This is a genomic window from Campylobacter sp. CFSAN093226 (genome assembly GCF_012897595.1).
Taxonomy (GTDB): domain Bacteria; phylum Campylobacterota; class Campylobacteria; order Campylobacterales; family Campylobacteraceae; genus Campylobacter_D; species Campylobacter_D jejuni.
The window spans coordinates 758,588-774,163 of record NZ_CP040608.1; the positions used below are offsets into that span (position 1 = coordinate 758,588).

17 protein-coding genes and 1 pseudogene are annotated in these 15,576 nt (G+C 30.4%); 15 read left to right on the plus strand and 3 right to left on the minus strand.

Annotation, left to right across the window (positions count from 1 at the left end; all coding sequences use genetic code 11):
- The first annotated feature begins 16 nt into the window (after positions 1 to 16).
- The 4 genes from FBF02_RS03945 to FBF02_RS03960 are packed head-to-tail and all read left to right on the plus strand — an operon-like array spanning position 17 to position 3,990.
- Positions 17 to 1,075: a quinone-dependent dihydroorotate dehydrogenase gene (locus FBF02_RS03945; RefSeq protein WP_002852597.1), complete on the plus strand. Its 1,059-nt coding sequence runs from the start codon at positions 17 to 19 to the stop codon at positions 1,073 to 1,075.
- Positions 1,072 to 2,322: a pitrilysin family protein gene (locus FBF02_RS03950; RefSeq protein ID WP_002852436.1), complete on the plus strand. Its 1,251-nt coding sequence runs from the start codon at positions 1,072 to 1,074 to the stop codon at positions 2,320 to 2,322. The genes FBF02_RS03945 and FBF02_RS03950 overlap by 4 nt, the downstream gene beginning before the upstream one ends.
- Complete coding sequence (gene dapA, locus FBF02_RS03955) at positions 2,315 to 3,211, plus strand: 4-hydroxy-tetrahydrodipicolinate synthase (RefSeq protein ID WP_002852574.1); 897 nt, start codon at positions 2,315 to 2,317, stop codon at positions 3,209 to 3,211. The genes FBF02_RS03950 and dapA overlap by 8 nt, the downstream gene beginning before the upstream one ends.
- The gene (locus tag FBF02_RS03960; RefSeq protein WP_002852476.1) at positions 3,211 to 3,990 is read left to right on the plus strand and encodes an enoyl-ACP reductase; all 780 of its coding nucleotides are present in this window, start codon (positions 3,211 to 3,213) and stop codon (positions 3,988 to 3,990) included. Before dapA ends, FBF02_RS03960 begins: the two co-directional genes overlap by 1 nt.
- A gap of 40 nt (positions 3,991 to 4,030) precedes the next feature.
- Here FBF02_RS03960 and FBF02_RS03965 read toward each other — a convergent pair whose 3' ends face one another.
- On the minus strand, positions 4,031 to 4,336 hold the full coding sequence (locus FBF02_RS03965; RefSeq protein WP_002852583.1) for a hypothetical protein: 306 nt from the start codon (positions 4,334 to 4,336) through the stop codon (positions 4,031 to 4,033).
- Positions 4,337 to 4,347: 11 nt separating this feature from the next.
- A complete protein-coding gene (locus tag FBF02_RS03970) occupies positions 4,348 to 4,944 on the minus strand; it encodes an MBL fold metallo-hydrolase (RefSeq protein ID WP_002852433.1) in 597 nt (198 codons plus the stop codon).
- 73 nt (positions 4,945 to 5,017) lie between these two features.
- Between FBF02_RS03970 and FBF02_RS03975 the strand changes: the two genes are divergently transcribed.
- The 8 genes and pseudogenes from FBF02_RS03975 to FBF02_RS04015 all read left to right on the plus strand — a co-directional run bounded on the left by FBF02_RS03975 (position 5,018) and on the right by FBF02_RS04015 (position 11,648).
- Entirely contained in the window at positions 5,018 to 5,758 is a 741-nt protein-coding gene (locus tag FBF02_RS03975; protein ID WP_002852555.1) for an NAD+ synthase, read from the plus strand.
- A 3-nt stretch (positions 5,759 to 5,761) separates the two neighbouring features.
- Positions 5,762 to 6,688: a tetraacyldisaccharide 4'-kinase gene (locus FBF02_RS03980; protein WP_002852582.1), complete on the plus strand. Its 927-nt coding sequence runs from the start codon at positions 5,762 to 5,764 to the stop codon at positions 6,686 to 6,688.
- Positions 6,685 to 8,097, plus strand: a complete 1,413-nt coding sequence (gene thrC, locus FBF02_RS03985) for a threonine synthase (protein WP_002852451.1) — start codon at positions 6,685 to 6,687, stop codon at positions 8,095 to 8,097. The genes FBF02_RS03980 and thrC overlap by 4 nt, the downstream gene beginning before the upstream one ends.
- Complete coding sequence (gene kdsB / locus FBF02_RS03990; RefSeq protein ID WP_002852502.1) at positions 8,094 to 8,813, plus strand: 3-deoxy-manno-octulosonate cytidylyltransferase; 720 nt, start codon at positions 8,094 to 8,096, stop codon at positions 8,811 to 8,813. The genes thrC and kdsB overlap by 4 nt, the downstream gene beginning before the upstream one ends.
- Positions 8,814 to 8,898: 85 nt before the next feature.
- A pseudogene (locus FBF02_RS09105) lies at positions 8,899 to 10,213 on the plus strand (Cj0814 family flagellar-dependent secreted protein).
- 94 nt (positions 10,214 to 10,307) lie between these two features.
- Positions 10,308 to 11,078 (plus strand): transporter substrate-binding domain-containing protein, encoded by a 771-nt coding sequence (locus tag FBF02_RS04005; protein WP_002858779.1) that lies wholly within the window; start codon positions 10,308 to 10,310, stop codon positions 11,076 to 11,078.
- Between the two features lie 92 nt (positions 11,079 to 11,170).
- Positions 11,171 to 11,398, plus strand: a complete 228-nt coding sequence (locus FBF02_RS04010) for a lipoprotein (RefSeq protein WP_002852403.1) — start codon at positions 11,171 to 11,173, stop codon at positions 11,396 to 11,398.
- A 25-nt stretch (positions 11,399 to 11,423) separates the two neighbouring features.
- Entirely contained in the window at positions 11,424 to 11,648 is a 225-nt protein-coding gene (locus FBF02_RS04015) for a hypothetical protein (protein ID WP_002780361.1), read from the plus strand.
- On the opposite strand, the gene fliP is transcribed toward FBF02_RS04015, so the two are convergent.
- On the minus strand, positions 11,645 to 12,379 hold the full coding sequence (gene fliP / locus FBF02_RS04020; protein WP_002852529.1) for a flagellar type III secretion system pore protein FliP: 735 nt from the start codon (positions 12,377 to 12,379) through the stop codon (positions 11,645 to 11,647). The two genes, FBF02_RS04015 and fliP, sit on opposite strands and share 4 nt — an antisense overlap.
- A gap of 142 nt (positions 12,380 to 12,521) precedes the next feature.
- On the opposite strand from fliP, the gene glmU reads away from it, so the two are divergent.
- Genes glmU through FBF02_RS04035 form a run of 3 tightly spaced genes read left to right on the plus strand, consistent with a single transcriptional unit; the run spans position 12,522 to position 15,576 of the window.
- Entirely contained in the window at positions 12,522 to 13,811 is a 1,290-nt protein-coding gene (gene glmU / locus FBF02_RS04025; RefSeq protein ID WP_002894972.1) for a bifunctional UDP-N-acetylglucosamine diphosphorylase/glucosamine-1-phosphate N-acetyltransferase GlmU, read from the plus strand.
- On the plus strand, positions 13,808 to 14,962 hold the full coding sequence (gene coaBC, locus FBF02_RS04030) for a bifunctional phosphopantothenoylcysteine decarboxylase/phosphopantothenate--cysteine ligase CoaBC (RefSeq protein WP_002894970.1): 1,155 nt from the start codon (positions 13,808 to 13,810) through the stop codon (positions 14,960 to 14,962). The genes glmU and coaBC overlap by 4 nt, the downstream gene beginning before the upstream one ends.
- Positions 14,959 to 15,576, plus strand: a complete 618-nt coding sequence (locus FBF02_RS04035; protein WP_002894969.1) for a hypothetical protein — start codon at positions 14,959 to 14,961, stop codon at positions 15,574 to 15,576. The genes coaBC and FBF02_RS04035 overlap by 4 nt, the downstream gene beginning before the upstream one ends.

Here is a 15,576-nt window from a genome sequence, read left to right on the forward strand (position 1 = left end):
CAAAAAGGATTAAAAAATGGCTTATGAAATGATAAAACTTTTACTTTTTAAGTTAAACCCTGAGCATGCACATGCTTTGGTTGAATATAGCTTAAGGGCTTTAAGTGCCAGTTTTCCAGGAGCTTTAAGTTTTTTAGCACACAAATATATAGTTGATGATGAGAGTTTAAGGCAAAATTTACTTGGACTTGATTTTAATAATCCTGTAGGTTTAGCAGGAGGCTTTGATAAAAATGCCACTATGATAAGACCTTTGAGTGCTTTAGGATTTGGCTTTTTAGAAGTGGGAACTTTTACTCCAAAACCTCAAGAAGGCAATGAAAAGCCACGTCTATTTAGACTTGTAAAACAAGAAAGTATACAAAATGCTATGGGTTTTAACAACGAAGGTGCTGAAAAGATTGCTTTAAGACTTGCAAAAACCTATCCTTTTGTTTTGCCTTTAGGGGTAAATATAGGGAAAAATAAAATCACTCCAAATGATAAAGCCTTGGAGGATTATTTTACTTTGTTTAGAGATTTTAAGGATTTGTGTGATTATTTTATCGTTAATATCTCATCTCCTAATACTAAAAATTTAAGAGAGTTGCAAAATGATGATTTTTTAAATACCTTGCTTGAAGAAGCCAAAAAAATCACTTCTAAGCCTATTTTGATAAAAATTGCTCCTGATATGAAAATAGATGATGCTTTAAATTTATGTGAAAATGCCATTAAAAAAGGTGCAGATGGGTTTATATTAGCCAATACTAGTGTTGATTATAGTTTATTAGATAATAATCGTACTTTTGGTGGTATTAGTGGAAGACTGATTACGGAAAAAAGTGGTATTTTTTTCAAAGAAGTAACTAAAATTCTTTTTGGCAAAACCTTGCTTATTGCAAGTGGAGGGATTGATAGTGCTGATATTGCTTATGAGCGTATTAAAAATGGGGCTAATTTGGTGCAAGTTTATACAGCTTTGATTTTTAAAGGTCCTTCTTTGGTAAAAAATATCAATCAAAATCTTATAGAGCTTTTAAGAAAAGATGGTTTTTTACACATTAGCGAAGCTGTTGGGGTAAATTTAAAATGATTGCTTATGAAAAAATTCAATTAAAAAACAAGCTTGAAGTTTATGCTTTGCCTGTAAATAAAAATAGCGATGTGATTAGCGTTGATATTTTTTATAAAGTGGGTTCAAGAAATGAGATCATGGGAAAAAGTGGCATAGCTCATATGTTAGAACATTTAAATTTTAAAAGTACTAAAAATTTAAAAGCTGGCGAATTTGATGAGATTGTTAAGGGTTTTGGTGGTGTGGATAATGCAAGCACAGGTTTTGACTATACTCATTATTATATTAAATGTGCGAAGAAAAATTTAGATAAAGCTTTAGAGCTTTTTGCAGAACTTATGGCGAATTTAAATTTAAAAGATGAAGAATTTCAGCCTGAAAGAGCAGTGGTTTTAGAAGAGCGTAGATGGAGAACAGATAATAACCCTTTAGGATATCTTTATTTTAGGCTTTTTAATCATGCATTTATGTATCATCCTTATCATTGGACTCCTATAGGTTTTTTTAAGGATATAGAAAATTGGAGTATTGAAGATATTAAAGAATTTCACAGTATTTATTATCAACCTAAAAATGCGATTTTACTTGTAAGTGGCGATATAGAAAGTAAGGAAGTTTTTGAGCTTTCAAAAAAACATTTTGAAAAGATTAAAAATACTAAGACTATACCTAAAATTCACACAAAAGAGCCTAAGCAAGATGGAGTAAAAAGAATATATTTACATAAAAACTCAGATACTGAACTATTAGCCCTTGCTTATAAAATTCCAAATTTCAAGCACAAAGATATACCTGCTTTAAATGCTTTATCCGAGCTTTTAGGAAGTGGGAAAAGTTCTTTAATGAGTGAAATTTTGATTGATAAATTAAATTTAATCAATGATTATTATGCTTATGTTAATGATTGTATAGATGAAAATTTATTTATTTTTATTTGTAATTGTAACCCCAATGTTAATGCAGAAAAAGTAGAAAAAGAGCTTTTAAAAATCATTGATAAACTTAAAATGGGTAAAATTTCTCAAAAAGATTTGCAAAGAGTGAAAAATAATGTCAAAAGTGATTTTATTTTCTCACTTAACAATGCTAGTGCAGTGGCAAATATTTATGGTTCATATCTAGCAAGAGGAGATATCAATCCTTTGTTAAATTATGAGAAAGATATACAAAATTTGGAATTAAAAGATTTGATTTCTTGTGCTAAAAAATATTTTATTCAAGAAAATTCAACTACGGTAATTCTAAGAAAGGATTCAAATGGATAAAAATATTATCATTGGGGCGATGACGGCTCTTATTACACCATTTAAAAATGGAAAAGTTGATGAGCAAAGTTATGCAAGATTGATTAAAAGACAAATAGAAAATGGCATCGATGCAGTAGTTCCAGTAGGAACAACAGGAGAAAGTGCAACTTTAACCCATGAAGAACATAGAACTTGCATAGAAATAGCCGTTGAGACTTGTAAAGGAACTAAAGTTAAGGTTTTAGCAGGTGCGGGAAGTAATGCAACTCATGAGGCAGTGGGTTTGGCTAAATTTGCTAAAGAGCATGGTGCTGATGGGATTTTAAGTGTGGCACCGTATTATAATAAACCTACGCAACAAGGACTTTACGAGCATTATAAGGCTATTGCGCAAAGTGTAGATATTCCTGTGCTTTTATATAATGTTCCAGGAAGAACAGGTTGTGAAATTTCAACGGATACTATTATCAAGCTTTTTAGAGATTGTGAAAATATTTATGGAGTAAAAGAAGCGAGTGGAAATATCGATAAGTGTGTGGATTTGCTTGCACACGAACCTAGAATGATGCTTATTTCAGGGGAAGATGCGATCAATTATCCTATACTTTCAAATGGTGGAAAGGGAGTGATTTCAGTAACTTCAAATTTATTACCCGATATGATTAGCGCTTTAACTCATTTTGCTTTAGATGAAAATTATAAAGAAGCTAAAAAAATCAATGATGAGCTTTATAATATCAATAAAATTTTATTTTGCGAAAGTAATCCTATTCCTATTAAAACGGCTATGTATTTAGCTGGATTGATAGAAAGTTTGGAATTTAGACTTCCTCTTTGTTCTCCAAGTAAGGAAAATTTTGCTAAAATTGAAGAAGTGATGAAAAAATATAAGATCAAAGGATTTTAATGAATACAGAATTTCAAGGAAAAACTTTAGTGATTAGCGGTGGAACTCGCGGGATAGGCAAAGCTATAGTTTATGAATTTGCTAAAGTGGGTGCAAATATAGCTTTTACTTATAATTCTAATGCGCAAATTGCTGATGAAATGGTTCAAGATTTGGAGAAAAATTATAAAATCAAAGCTAGAGCTTATGAATTTAATATCTTAGAACCTGAAACCTATAAAGAACTTTTTGAAAAAATTGATGTGGATTTTGATAGAGTGGATTATTTTATCTCAAATGCTATCATTTCAGGACGTGCGGTTGTAGGTGGCTATACCAAATTTATGAAGTTAAAACCAAAGGGAATTAATAACATTTTTACAGCCACAGTAAATGCTTTTGTTGTGGGCGCACAAGAAGCAGCTAAAAGGATGGAAAAAGTAGGGGGTGGAAGCATTATTTCTATCTCATCTACAGGAAATTTAGTGTATATAGAAAATTATTCAGGTCACGGTACAGCAAAAGCCGCTGTAGAAGCTATGGCAAGATATGCGGCTACTGAACTTGGAGAAAAAAATATCCGTGTAAATGTCGTAAGTGGTGGGCCTATTGAAACTGATGCTTTAAGAGCTTTTACAAATTATGAAGAAGTAAAACAGGCTACTATAAATTTAAGCCCTTTAAATCGCATGGGGCAGCCTGAAGATTTGGCTGGAGCATGTCTTTTTCTTTGTTCAAGTAAGGCAAGTTGGGTTACAGGACATACTTTCATCGTTGATGGTGGTACAACTTTTAAATAAAAATTAAGAAAAATCAATGGATTTTTCTTAAAAATATTTTTCAATCAAGTTTTAATTTCCACCCTAAAAAAACACTTAATAATGCAAGTAAAAAAATAAAATTTAAAGTCCAATTACCAAAACCTACAAAACCTATAGATAATACGCTGTAAAAAAATCCTCCCACAGCTGAATAAATACAAATCGTACTTAAAGATCCATTTTCTGCCATTTTTTTACATGGGCAGATTTTATAAAATTTTTTATCGTTAAATTGATTTTTCTTTTTATTTCCTAAAAATAAACCAAAAAGGGCAAAAAGATTTAAAAAAATAAAAGCATATAATAAAATTTGATCTAATTCCATTTTAATATACCTTAAAAGTATCTAAGCCAAGAGGGTAGATGGACTTGCTCTTCTTTTAAAGTAGTCTCTTGTCCATGTCCTGGTAAAAGTTTAAAATCTTCTTTGTAAGTCATAACTTTTTCTAAGCTTTGTTTCATTAAATTTGCATCTGAATAAGGAAAATCCCATCTTCCTATGCTTCTATAAAATAAAAAATCTCCACTAAACATGATATTTTTACCTACAATTTCTATCATAGTGCAACCTGGTGTGTGTCCTGGTAAAAAGTGAAATTTAAAATCAACTCCGCAAATATTTAAAATATCTTCATTATCTACTAAAAAATCCGCATCGCTAGAATCATAGCCTTGATTAAAATCATCATGTAGCATAAAAGCATCATTTTTATGAATATAAATAGGGATGTTGTATTCTTTTTTAACCTTGGCATTATCCCAAATATGATCATAATGCCCGTGAGTATTTAAAATCGCCAAAGGATTTTTTACATGTTTTTTGATAAATAAAAGTGCATCAGTTCCTGGATCAATGATAAATTCACCCTTTGGGGTAAATAAAATATAGCAATTAGTTTCATAAACTCCACAAGCTTGTTTGATAATTTGCATTTTTTGCCTCTTTAATAAAAAATTTGCCTTAAATAAATATAATTATACATTAAATTTTTAAAAGGCAAGCTTTATGGATTGGCAAAAGATTACGGAAAAAATGTGTGATTTTATACAAGAAAAAGTGAAAAATTCTCAAAGTCAAGGTGTGGTTTTGGGGCTTAGTGGCGGGATTGATTCTGCTTTAGTAGCAACGCTTTGTAAAAGAGCTTTAAAAGAGAATGTTTTTGCTCTTTTAATGCCAACTCAAATTTCAAACAAAGCCAATCTTGAAGATGCTTTAAGGCTTTGTGCGGATTTAAATCTTGAATATAAAATCATAGAAATTCAAAGCATTTTAGATGCTTTTATAAAGCAAAGTGAAAATACCACTCTAGTATCTTTGGGAAATTTTGCAGCGCGTATTAGAATGAGTTTGCTTTATGATTATTCTGCTTTGAAAAATTCTTTAGTCATAGGCACTTCTAATAAAAGCGAATTGCTTTTAGGTTATGGTACGATTTATGGGGATTTAGCTTGTGCTTTTAATCCTATAGGATCGCTTTATAAAAGTGAAATTTATGCCTTAGCAAAATACCTTAACTTGCATGAAAATTTCATCAAAAAAGCTCCAAGTGCGGATCTTTGGGAAAATCAAAGTGATGAGGCGGATTTAGGTTTTTCTTATACAAAAATCGATGAAGGTTTAAAAGCTTTAGAAACTAATGATGAAAAACTTTTAAGAACACTTGATCCTTCTTTGATTGCTATGTTAAAAAATCGCATGCAAAAAAATGCTTTTAAGGGAAAAATGCCTGAAATTTTGGAAATTTAAACAATGAATGAAGAAAAAAATTATGAACTTTGGCTTGATAATTATTTTTTTAAGCCCAATTTTTGGCAAAAATGCCTTGCTTTTATACTTTTACCTTTAAGTGTGCTTTATGCTTTTTTTGCGATTTTAAATACTTTTTTTCGTAAAAAAATAGTTTTTAAAAAGCCTGTTATTAGCGTTGGTAATTTAAGTTTTGGAGGTAATGGAAAAACCCCGCTTTGTAAAGCTATAGCAAGGGAATTTGATGGTGTTTTTATAGTACTTAGGGGCTATAAAAGAAAGTCTAAAGGTTTGTTTGTTGTTAAAAATCAAAATGAAATTTTATGCACCTTAACACAAAGTGGCGATGAAGCTATGGAGTATGCTTTTGAAGAAAATATCAAAGGTGTGATTGTGAGCGAAGATAGAGTAAAAGGTATTGAAAAAGCTTTTGAATTGGGAGCTAAAATCGTTGTGCTTGATGATGCTTTTTCTAAATTTCATATTAAAAAATTTGATATTTTACTTGAAAGTAAAATCAAACCTTATTTTAATTTTACCTTACCAAGTGGAGCTTATCGTTTGCCGAAATTTTATGAAAAAAGGGCTGATTTTATTGCATTAGAAGGCAGGGATTTTGTGCGTTATTCTTTTGTAAAAGAAAATCCAAAGGCTGTTTTGGTAACTGCTATTGCTAAACCTTTTAGATTGTATGAGCATTTTATCAAGGCAAGGGCTTGTTATTTTTTTAAAGATCATTATGAGTTTAAAAAAGAAGAATTAGAAAATTTGCTAAAAAAACATAATTGCGATACACTAATGCTTACTTTTAAGGATTTTGTTAAAGTTAAAGATTTTGGTTTTAAATGTCAAATTATAGAATTAAATATAGAATTAAAAGATTCATTAAGAGAAAAAATAAAAACTTATATCAAGGAGTTTGAACAGTGAAATTGGTCGAGAGTAGAAATGTAAATAATGTATCAAGTTTTAAGGAAGCTTTGATTAACCCAAACGCTCCAGAAGGAGGGCTTTACTCACCTTTAAATTTGCCTATTTTTGAAGGAGAAAAATATGCCAATTTGTCTTATAAAGATTTTGCTTTAAAGCTTATAGAAAGTTTTGGTTTTGGCGAAGAAGAGCTTTTTAAAAAGGCTTTGAAAAGTTACGAAAGCTTTGATGATAAAAATACACCTATTTCTTTGCAAAAAATCTCTGAAAAAACCTATATTAACGAGCTTTGGCATGGGCCTACAAGAGCTTTTAAAGATATGGCTTTACAGCCTTTTGGCGTGCTTTTAAGCGAATTTTCAAAGGATAAAAATATTTTAATTATCTGTGCTACAAGCGGCGATACAGGGCCTGCAACCCTAAAAAGTTTTGAAAATGCAAAAAATGTTAAAGTAGCTTGTATGTATCCAAAAGGTGGCACAAGTGGAGTTCAAGAGTTGCAAATGCGAGCTTTAGATAAGGATAACTTGAAAGTTTTTGCCATAGATGAGGATTTTGACGCAGCGCAACGCACTTTAAAAGAATTGCTTTTTTCAAAAGATTTTCAAAATGAAATTAAAGCTTTAAATTATGAGCTTTGCGCAGCTAATTCTGTAAATTTTGGGCGTATTTTATTTCAGATTATTTATCATTATTATGCGAGTTTAAAACTTTTTAATGAGTTTTTAGAAGAAGTACAAATCATCGTTCCAAGTGGAAATTTTGGCAATGCTTTAGGAGCTTTTTATGCTAAAAAAATGGGAGCTAAAATTTCAAAAATCAAAATCGCTTCAAACGCAAATAATATTTTGAGTGAATTTTTTAATCAAGGCGTTTATGATTTGCGTGAAAAAAGTCTTAAGAAGACTATTTCTCCAGCTATGGATATACTTATTTCATCTAATATCGAAAGACTTTTGTTTGCGAAATTTAAAGATAAAAGAACTAAAGAACTGATGAATTTGTTAAAAAATGAAAGATATTTTAAACTTGAAAAAGAAGAATTACAAAGTTTGCAAGAAGATTTTGAGGCGGATTTTTGCACCGATGAAGAATGTATGCAATTTATCAAACAAAGCAAGATTTTAATCGATCCGCATACCGCAACTTGTTTTAAAATGCTTGATCCTTTAAAACCTAGCATTATCACTTCTACAGCAGAATGGACAAAATTTACTCCAAGTATGATAAAAGCTTTATATGATAGGGATTCTAAGAATGAAAAAGAAGATTTAAAATTTATAGCTAAAGAGTTTAATGTCCAAGTTAAAGATGAAATTTTGGCTTTATTTGATTTGAAAAATAGCGATGAAAAGGTATTTGAAGCCAGAAATATAAAAAAAGAAATTTTAGATTGGATGCAAAAATGATTATTATTCCTGCAAGATTAAAATCAAGTCGTTTTCATGAGAAAATTTTATGTGATATAGGTGGAGTGCCTATGTTTGTGGCTACTGCAAGAAGAGTAAGTAGCGTGGATGAAGTTTGTATAGCTTTAGACGATGAAAAGGTTTTAAGTATCGCTAAAGAATATGGTCTAAATGCGGTTTTAACAAGCAAAGATCATGAAAGCGGTACGGATAGGATTAATGAAGCTTGTAAGAAACTAGCTTTAAAAGATGATGAGATTATTATCAATGTCCAAGCTGATGAGCCTTTTATAGAATGTGAAAATTTATTAAAATTTAAAGAATTTGCAAGTTTTTGCTTGGATAAAAAAGCTTTTATGGCGAGTTGTTATAAAAAAATCACTCAAGAAGAAGCTATGGATCCTAATCTGGTTAAAGTGCTTTGCGATAAAGAAGGGTATGCCTTGTATTTTTCAAGAGCTAAAATCCCTTATGAAAGAGAAAATTACGAGGAAAGTTTTAAAGGGCATTTAGGCATTTACGCTTATAGTGTCAAAGCTTTAAGGGAGTTTTGTTCTTTATCAAGTTCTGCACTTGAAAGAGCGGAAAAATTAGAGCAGTTAAGAGCTATAGAAAATGGTAAAAAAATCAAAATGCTTGAAATTTCAACAACAAGCATGGGGATTGATACTAAAGAAGACTATGAAAGGGCTTTAAAAATTTATTTAGAAAAATAACTCCACCCCAAAACGGAACAAATTTTGCTTATATTATTTTAATATATTTAGGTTGAAGGCAAAAAATCTAAATCAAGGAATTAATATGAGTATCTTTAGTATCAATGATAACTCAAACTATGCAAAGTAAAGAGAGTAAAGAAAGTAAAGAAAATTCTAAAATAAGTTTTGCTAATGCTTTTTTAAAACAAAATGCTAGTAAGTTAAATGAAATTCAAAATGCAAATTCACAAACTCTAGCAAGAAGTGAAGCATTAAATTCTACTAATACAACAAATACTAGCAATAATACTAATTTTAGTATAAGTAGTAAGACAAGTTCTCCTAATTATGATATATCTAGTGAATTTAAAAACTCTATTTATACTCTAAAATACAAACAAGTAGATATAAGTAATACTTCTACTAATACAGCCTATGGTTATAGTGTAGATAAAGATGGTTATATGGGAAGTGATTTTAATAAAGCTGCGGGACTTCCTGAAGATTTTAAGATACATAAATCTACTTTGGATGAGATTAAAAAAGCTGCCGAAAATGATCCTGTTGTTTCAAGTACAAAAGAATACTTAGGCGTAAGCAGTTATTATTCTAATATAGATATAGCAAATACTATAAAACAATATTATAATCTTTTTTCTAATGCTCTAGGTCAAAGCTTTTCAAATGATAAAACAAGTTTTAGTGAAGCAGATATAAATTCTATGCCTAGTGGTTATGGTGTAAGTGGAACGCAATGGATGGACTTTAATGAGCCAAGCAATAGAATGAATATTACAGGTTTAAAAGATTTTTCAAATTCTTTAATTTCAAATGTTTATAAAACCCCTGAACAAGCAAAAGAAGCTGATGAAATTTGACTTGATTCAGGATGTATGATCAAAGGATTATCATCTGAGACTTTAGGTTTATCCTTAGAAGAAATCAAAAATGTTTCTAGAGGTGAAGATTGGCAATTTAATCCTGATATGTCAGTTTATCCACAAAATGAAGATGGAAGCTATTCTAAAGAAACTTTGTTTATGAGTTTTTTAAAAGCTCAAGGTGGACAACCTGTTGAGAGTCTAAAAACCACACTTAATCCAAAATTAGAAGCTTACAAGAGGGCTATGGCTAAAGAGAGTTTTAGTGGTCCTGCAATTAACATTGATAGTATTATGACAGGTAAAAGTGACTTTAAAAGCTTTTTTAGATACTGGGCAGAGCGTGGCATAGAAGGTGATTTATATATGTATGAAAATAACATTTCTAAAGAATCTGCTATGGGTAATTGGGCTTTAGATGCTGAGATTAAACAAGCTCTTGCTAATGGTTGGAAAGCAAAACCTAGCACTATTGATTCCTACGCTGATTCTATAATGGATAGATTAAATAATCTTTTGGGACAAACTAGGGTTTAGGAAGTATTAATTTTTTAAGTTTGAAATAAATTGCTAATAACAAAATAAGATAAAACTAGTATAATTTTTTTACAAAAAAAATTGAAAGGAAATTATGAAAAAAATTATTTTGATTTTTATCTCTTTTTTTGCTTTAAATTTGAGTGCAAAAGATTTGGTTGTAGGAATGGAGCTTGGATATCCGCCTTTTGAAATGAGCGATAAAACAGGCAAAGCAAGTGGAATTAGCGTGGATTTTTTAGAAGCTTTTGCAAAGAAAAACGGCTATAAACTTGTAGTAAAAAATATCGCTTGGGATGGTTTAATACCTGCTTTAAAAACAGCCAAGATAGATCTTATTATGTCCTCTATGACAATTACCGATAAGAGAAAGAAAGTGGTGGATTTTAGCATTCCTTATGCTAAGGCAAATTTGGCTATTTTAACTCCTTTGAACTCTGATATTACAAATATCAAAGATTTAGATAAAAAGGGCAAAGTTTTGGCTTTAAAGCGTGGTTCTACAGGGCATTTATATGCGGTTAAAAATTTAAAAAATGCAACTATTAATTTATTTGATAAAGAAAATGCTGCTATTTTGGAAGTGATTCAAGGCAAGGCTGATGGATTTTTTTATGATCAACTTACGATTTATCGGACTTGGCAAAAGCATCAAGATACAACCAGAGCCATTTTAGCGCCTTTTCAAGAAAATCCTGAGTTTTGGGGTATAGCTGTAAGAAAAGGTGATGAAGCTTTAAAGGACAAGCTTGATAATTTCATTGATGAGAGTAGGAAAAATGGCTTTTTAGATTTTTTGGGCAATAAGTATTTAAAAGACATTAAAGAAGTTTTTAAGCAAAATAATATCACTTTTTTCTTGTAGGCTTTTAATAAAATATTGATAATTAATATTAATTTTATGAATTTTGATATACAATATCATTATCTAAATTTTAAATAAAAGGATTTAAGATAATGAAAAAAGTTGCATTTTTTTTGTTATTTTTGTTTTTATCTTGCACTGTACTAAACGCAGCTAGGGAGTATTGCAAATATGCTTATCAAGAAGATAGAGCTATACCTTTAATTTTAAATTATGGAATAAGATTGGGGGTAGTAGGTGCTGGGGTTGCGAATGCACCTGCACCGGGCGGAAGTACTTACAATTCAAAAATTGACATGATGGCTGCAAGATGCCACTAAGCTTAGTTTTTGGGTGTATTTTACAATGCTAGAATTTATTTTTACTCTTATTTTAGATTTTACTTTTTATTCTATCAAGACCCTAGAAAAAGTCTTTCTAGGGCGAACAGCCTTAGTAATTCTTTTTGTTGTTTTTATAGCTCTTTTTTGCGTTAAAGGCTTGTTTTTGTATATACTTTTAGCTTTAGAATTATTTTTGCTTTTGTATCTTTTTCTTGGAATTTTGTTTTTAAGATTTTATAAATCTTAGGTTACAAAGCTTTCCACAAGCCTTTGCACTAGCAAATTCCATCCATCCACTAATACAAAAATTAAGAGTTTAAAAGGTAAAGAGATCATAGTAGGAGGTAGCATCATCATACCCATAGCCATTAAAACTGAGCTTACAACCATATCTATGACTAAAAAGGGTAGGTAGATTAAAAACCCTATTTCAAAAGCGGTTTTAAGCTCTGAAATCATAAAAGCAGGAACTAAAACCGTAAGGGGAACATCATCTATGGTTTTGGGATTGGGTAGATTGCGTATGCGATAAAAAAGGGCTAAATCTTTTTCGCGAGTATTTTTAAGCATAAAATCTTTAAAAGGCTTTGCTCCTTTTATAAAAGCCTCTTCATAGCCTATTTTTTCTGCTAAATAAGGTTTTATACCTTCATTATAGGATTTTGTAGCTACAGGTTCCATGATAAAAAAAGTTAAAATTAAAGCCAAGGTTACTAAAATGGTATTAGGTGGCATACTTTGCGTCCCCATAGCTTGTCGCAAAAATGAAAATACTACAATAAGACGCAAGAAAGAAGTCATAACAAAAACTATACTTGGAGCGAGCGCAAGTATGGTTAAAACAATCACTATATTTAAAGTAGTAACAAGCTGATTAGGTGTATTGGGTGCACTTAAGCTTAAATTTACTGTAGGGATAGTTGCTTCAGCAGCAAATAAGCTCATGCTTAAAAGTAAAAATAATAATATTTTTTTCAAAATTTAAAAACCTTTTTTTGTTTTTTACTAAAGAAATTTAAATTTTATCTTTTGATGACTAAAAACTAGTTTAAGGGTATTAGGATTTTAACTTTAAACTGCTAAAATAGTCTTTTAGACTTCTTAATAACAAAGGTAAAAAATGAAAACTTCTATTTTGATTTTAGCGGCAGGATTAGGCACTAGAATAAAATCACAAAAGCCAAAGGTTTTGCAAGAGCTTTGTCAAAAAAGTATGATTTTACACATTTTAAAAAAGGCTTTTGCTTTAAGTGATGATGTAAGTGTAGTTTTATCGCATCAAAAAGAACGCGTTGAAAAAGAAATTTTAGAATATTTTCCAAAAACACAAATTTTAGAGCAAGATTTGCAAAATTATCCAGGAACTGCGGGAGCTTTAAGTGGGTTTGAGCCTAAAAATGAAAGAGTGTTGATTCTTTGTGGTGATATGCCTTTGGTTGAGCAAACAAGTTTGGAAGCTTTGTTGGGTAATAATGCAAAATTAAATCTAGCAGTTTTTAAAGCAAGAGATCCTAAAAGTTATGGTAGGGTGGTGATAAAAAACGATAGCGTTGAAAAAATTGTTGAATTTAAAGATGCAAATACGCAAGAAAAAGAGATAAATACTTGCAATGCTGGGGTTTATGTGATTGACTCGAGGCTTTTAAAAGAGCTTTTACCTTTGATTGATAACAATAATGCGGCAAAAGAGTATTATTTAACCGACATTGTAAAACTAGCAAAAGAAAAAGATGTGATGATTAAAGCAGTTTTTGTAGATGAAGATGAATTTATGGGGATTAATGATAAATTTGAACTCAGTATAGCTGAAAATTTCATGCAAAAAAAAATTAAAAAATACTGGATGCAACAGGGTGTGATTTTTCATTTACCGCAAAGCACTTTTATAGGTGCAGATGTTGAATTTGTAGGTGAATGTGAAGTATATGAAAATGTAAGGATAGAGGGCAAAAGTAAGATTATAAACTCTATCATTAAAAGTTCAAGCGTGATAGAAAATTCCATCGTAGAAAATAGCGATGTAGGGCCTTTGGCACATTTGCGTCCAAATTGTGAGTTAAAAAACACTCATATAGGAAATTTTGTAGAATGCAAAAATGCAAAGTTAAATACCGTAAAAGCAGGGCATTTGAGCTATTTAGGAGATTGTGAGATAGATAGTGGAACCAATATAGGCTGTGGGACTATCACTTGTAATTATGATGGGGTAAAAAAGCATAAAACCATCATAGGAAAAAATGTTTTTGTAGGTTCGGATACGCAATTTATTGCACCTGTAAAAATCGAAGATGAAGTGATCATAGCAGCAGGAAGCACAGTAAGTGTCAATGTAGAAAAAGGTGCTTTGTTTATCAATAGAGCAGAGCATAAAATGATAAAAGATTATTATTACAAGAAATTTCAAAAATGAAAACCGTACTTTTAGCCATTAGTGGCAGTATAGCTTTTTATAAATCTTACGAGCTTATTTCTTTGTTTAAAAAAGAAGGCTTTAGGGTGAAAGTTTTGCTTTCTAATGGTTTGTTAAAATTTGCTAGCAAAATGAGTTTTGAAGCCTTGGTTGATGAAGTTTTATGCGAGGAAAATGAAAGTTGGCAAAATTCAAACAATCACATAGCTTTTAGCAAGGATGTAGACCTTGTTTTGTTTGCCCCTGCAAGTGTTAATTCTATCAATAAACTTGCTTTTGGTATAGCGGATAATCTTTTTATCCAAACCTTAATCGCAGCAAATAAATCTCTTATCATAGCTCCTGCGGCAAATACAAATATGTTTCATCATTTTAGCACGCAAAATTCTTTAAAGATGCTTAAAGAAAATAAAGCTTTGATTATAGAGCCTATTTGTAAAGTTTTAGCTTGTAAAGATGAAGGCGTAGGAGCCTTAGCTGAAGTTAAGAATATTTTTAATATCGTCAAAAGAGAACTTTTAAAAGAAAAGTTTTGGTGCGATAAAAGTGTAGTTATCACAGGTGGCGGCACAAAAGAAAAGATCGATGATGTGCGTTGTGTGAGTAATTTTTCAAGTGGAAAAATGGCAAAGGCCATAGCTGATGCTTTTTATTTTTTAGGAGCTAGGGTAAAACTTTTAAGCTCTGTGGAATTTGATACGCCTTATGAGCTTTGCAAATTTGAAAGTTCTAAGGATCTAAAGGAGCTTTTGGATAAAAATTTAAATCATGACTTTTTGATTATGACGGCTGCGGTAAGTGATTTTATCCCTCAAAGTGTAAAAGGGAAAATTAAAAAAAATGAGCATTTACAGGGTTTAAATTTGCATCTATCTTTAAATGAAGATTTGCTTAAAACTTGCAAATTTCAAGGCAAAAAGATAGGTTTTAAGATGGAATTTGATTCTCAAAATGCCTTAGAAAATGCGAAAAAATCTTTAAAAGATAAGCAGCTTGATATGGTTTGTCTTAATATCATTGATCAAAAAAATTATTTTGGAAGCGATCAAAATGAGCTTTATTTTATCACTTTAAACAATGAAAATAAAAGCACTTTGCAAAGCAAAGAAAAATTGGCATTTGAATTAGTAAAATGGTGTGAAAAATTATGAGTATGATTAATTCTACCTTACCTATACAAATGAAAGTTTTAGCTAAATCAGGTTATAGACATTATACGCTTTTATTAAATCACAAAAAGATTCAAACCAAAAGCATGATAGAGCTTGAAATTGGTGCTGAATATTTAGCTGAACTTTATATGCAAAATGGTGGAGTTATACAATTTAAACATCTTTCAAAGCGTCCTAATTTTAAACCTTTTGAAGAGGGATTGGCTTTGATAATCGCTATGTTAGAGGATAAAATTTCTTATAAAAAATTCATTATACAAAATCTTTTAGATTGTAAAGATATAGAGCGTTATCAGATATTAAAAGAAATGCTTTTTGCAAGTTTTGAAAATATTTATCATATTCCTTTTAACTTTGAAAATAAATCTTGCTTGTTTCAAATGCGTAAAAGAGCAAAATATTTAGAAATTTACTTATATTTTAGTGTTTTTGGAGCTTTAAAAATTTTAATAGACTCGCAAGGCATTAGTGTTTTTACACCTTTTGCCAAGGTGCAAAAATTTTTAAACGAACATTTAGATTTTAATGTATCGCAAGAAAACAAGATTGAACCTTTGTTTGTTTTCAAAAGGCTTTTTGATTTTAAAGGATGA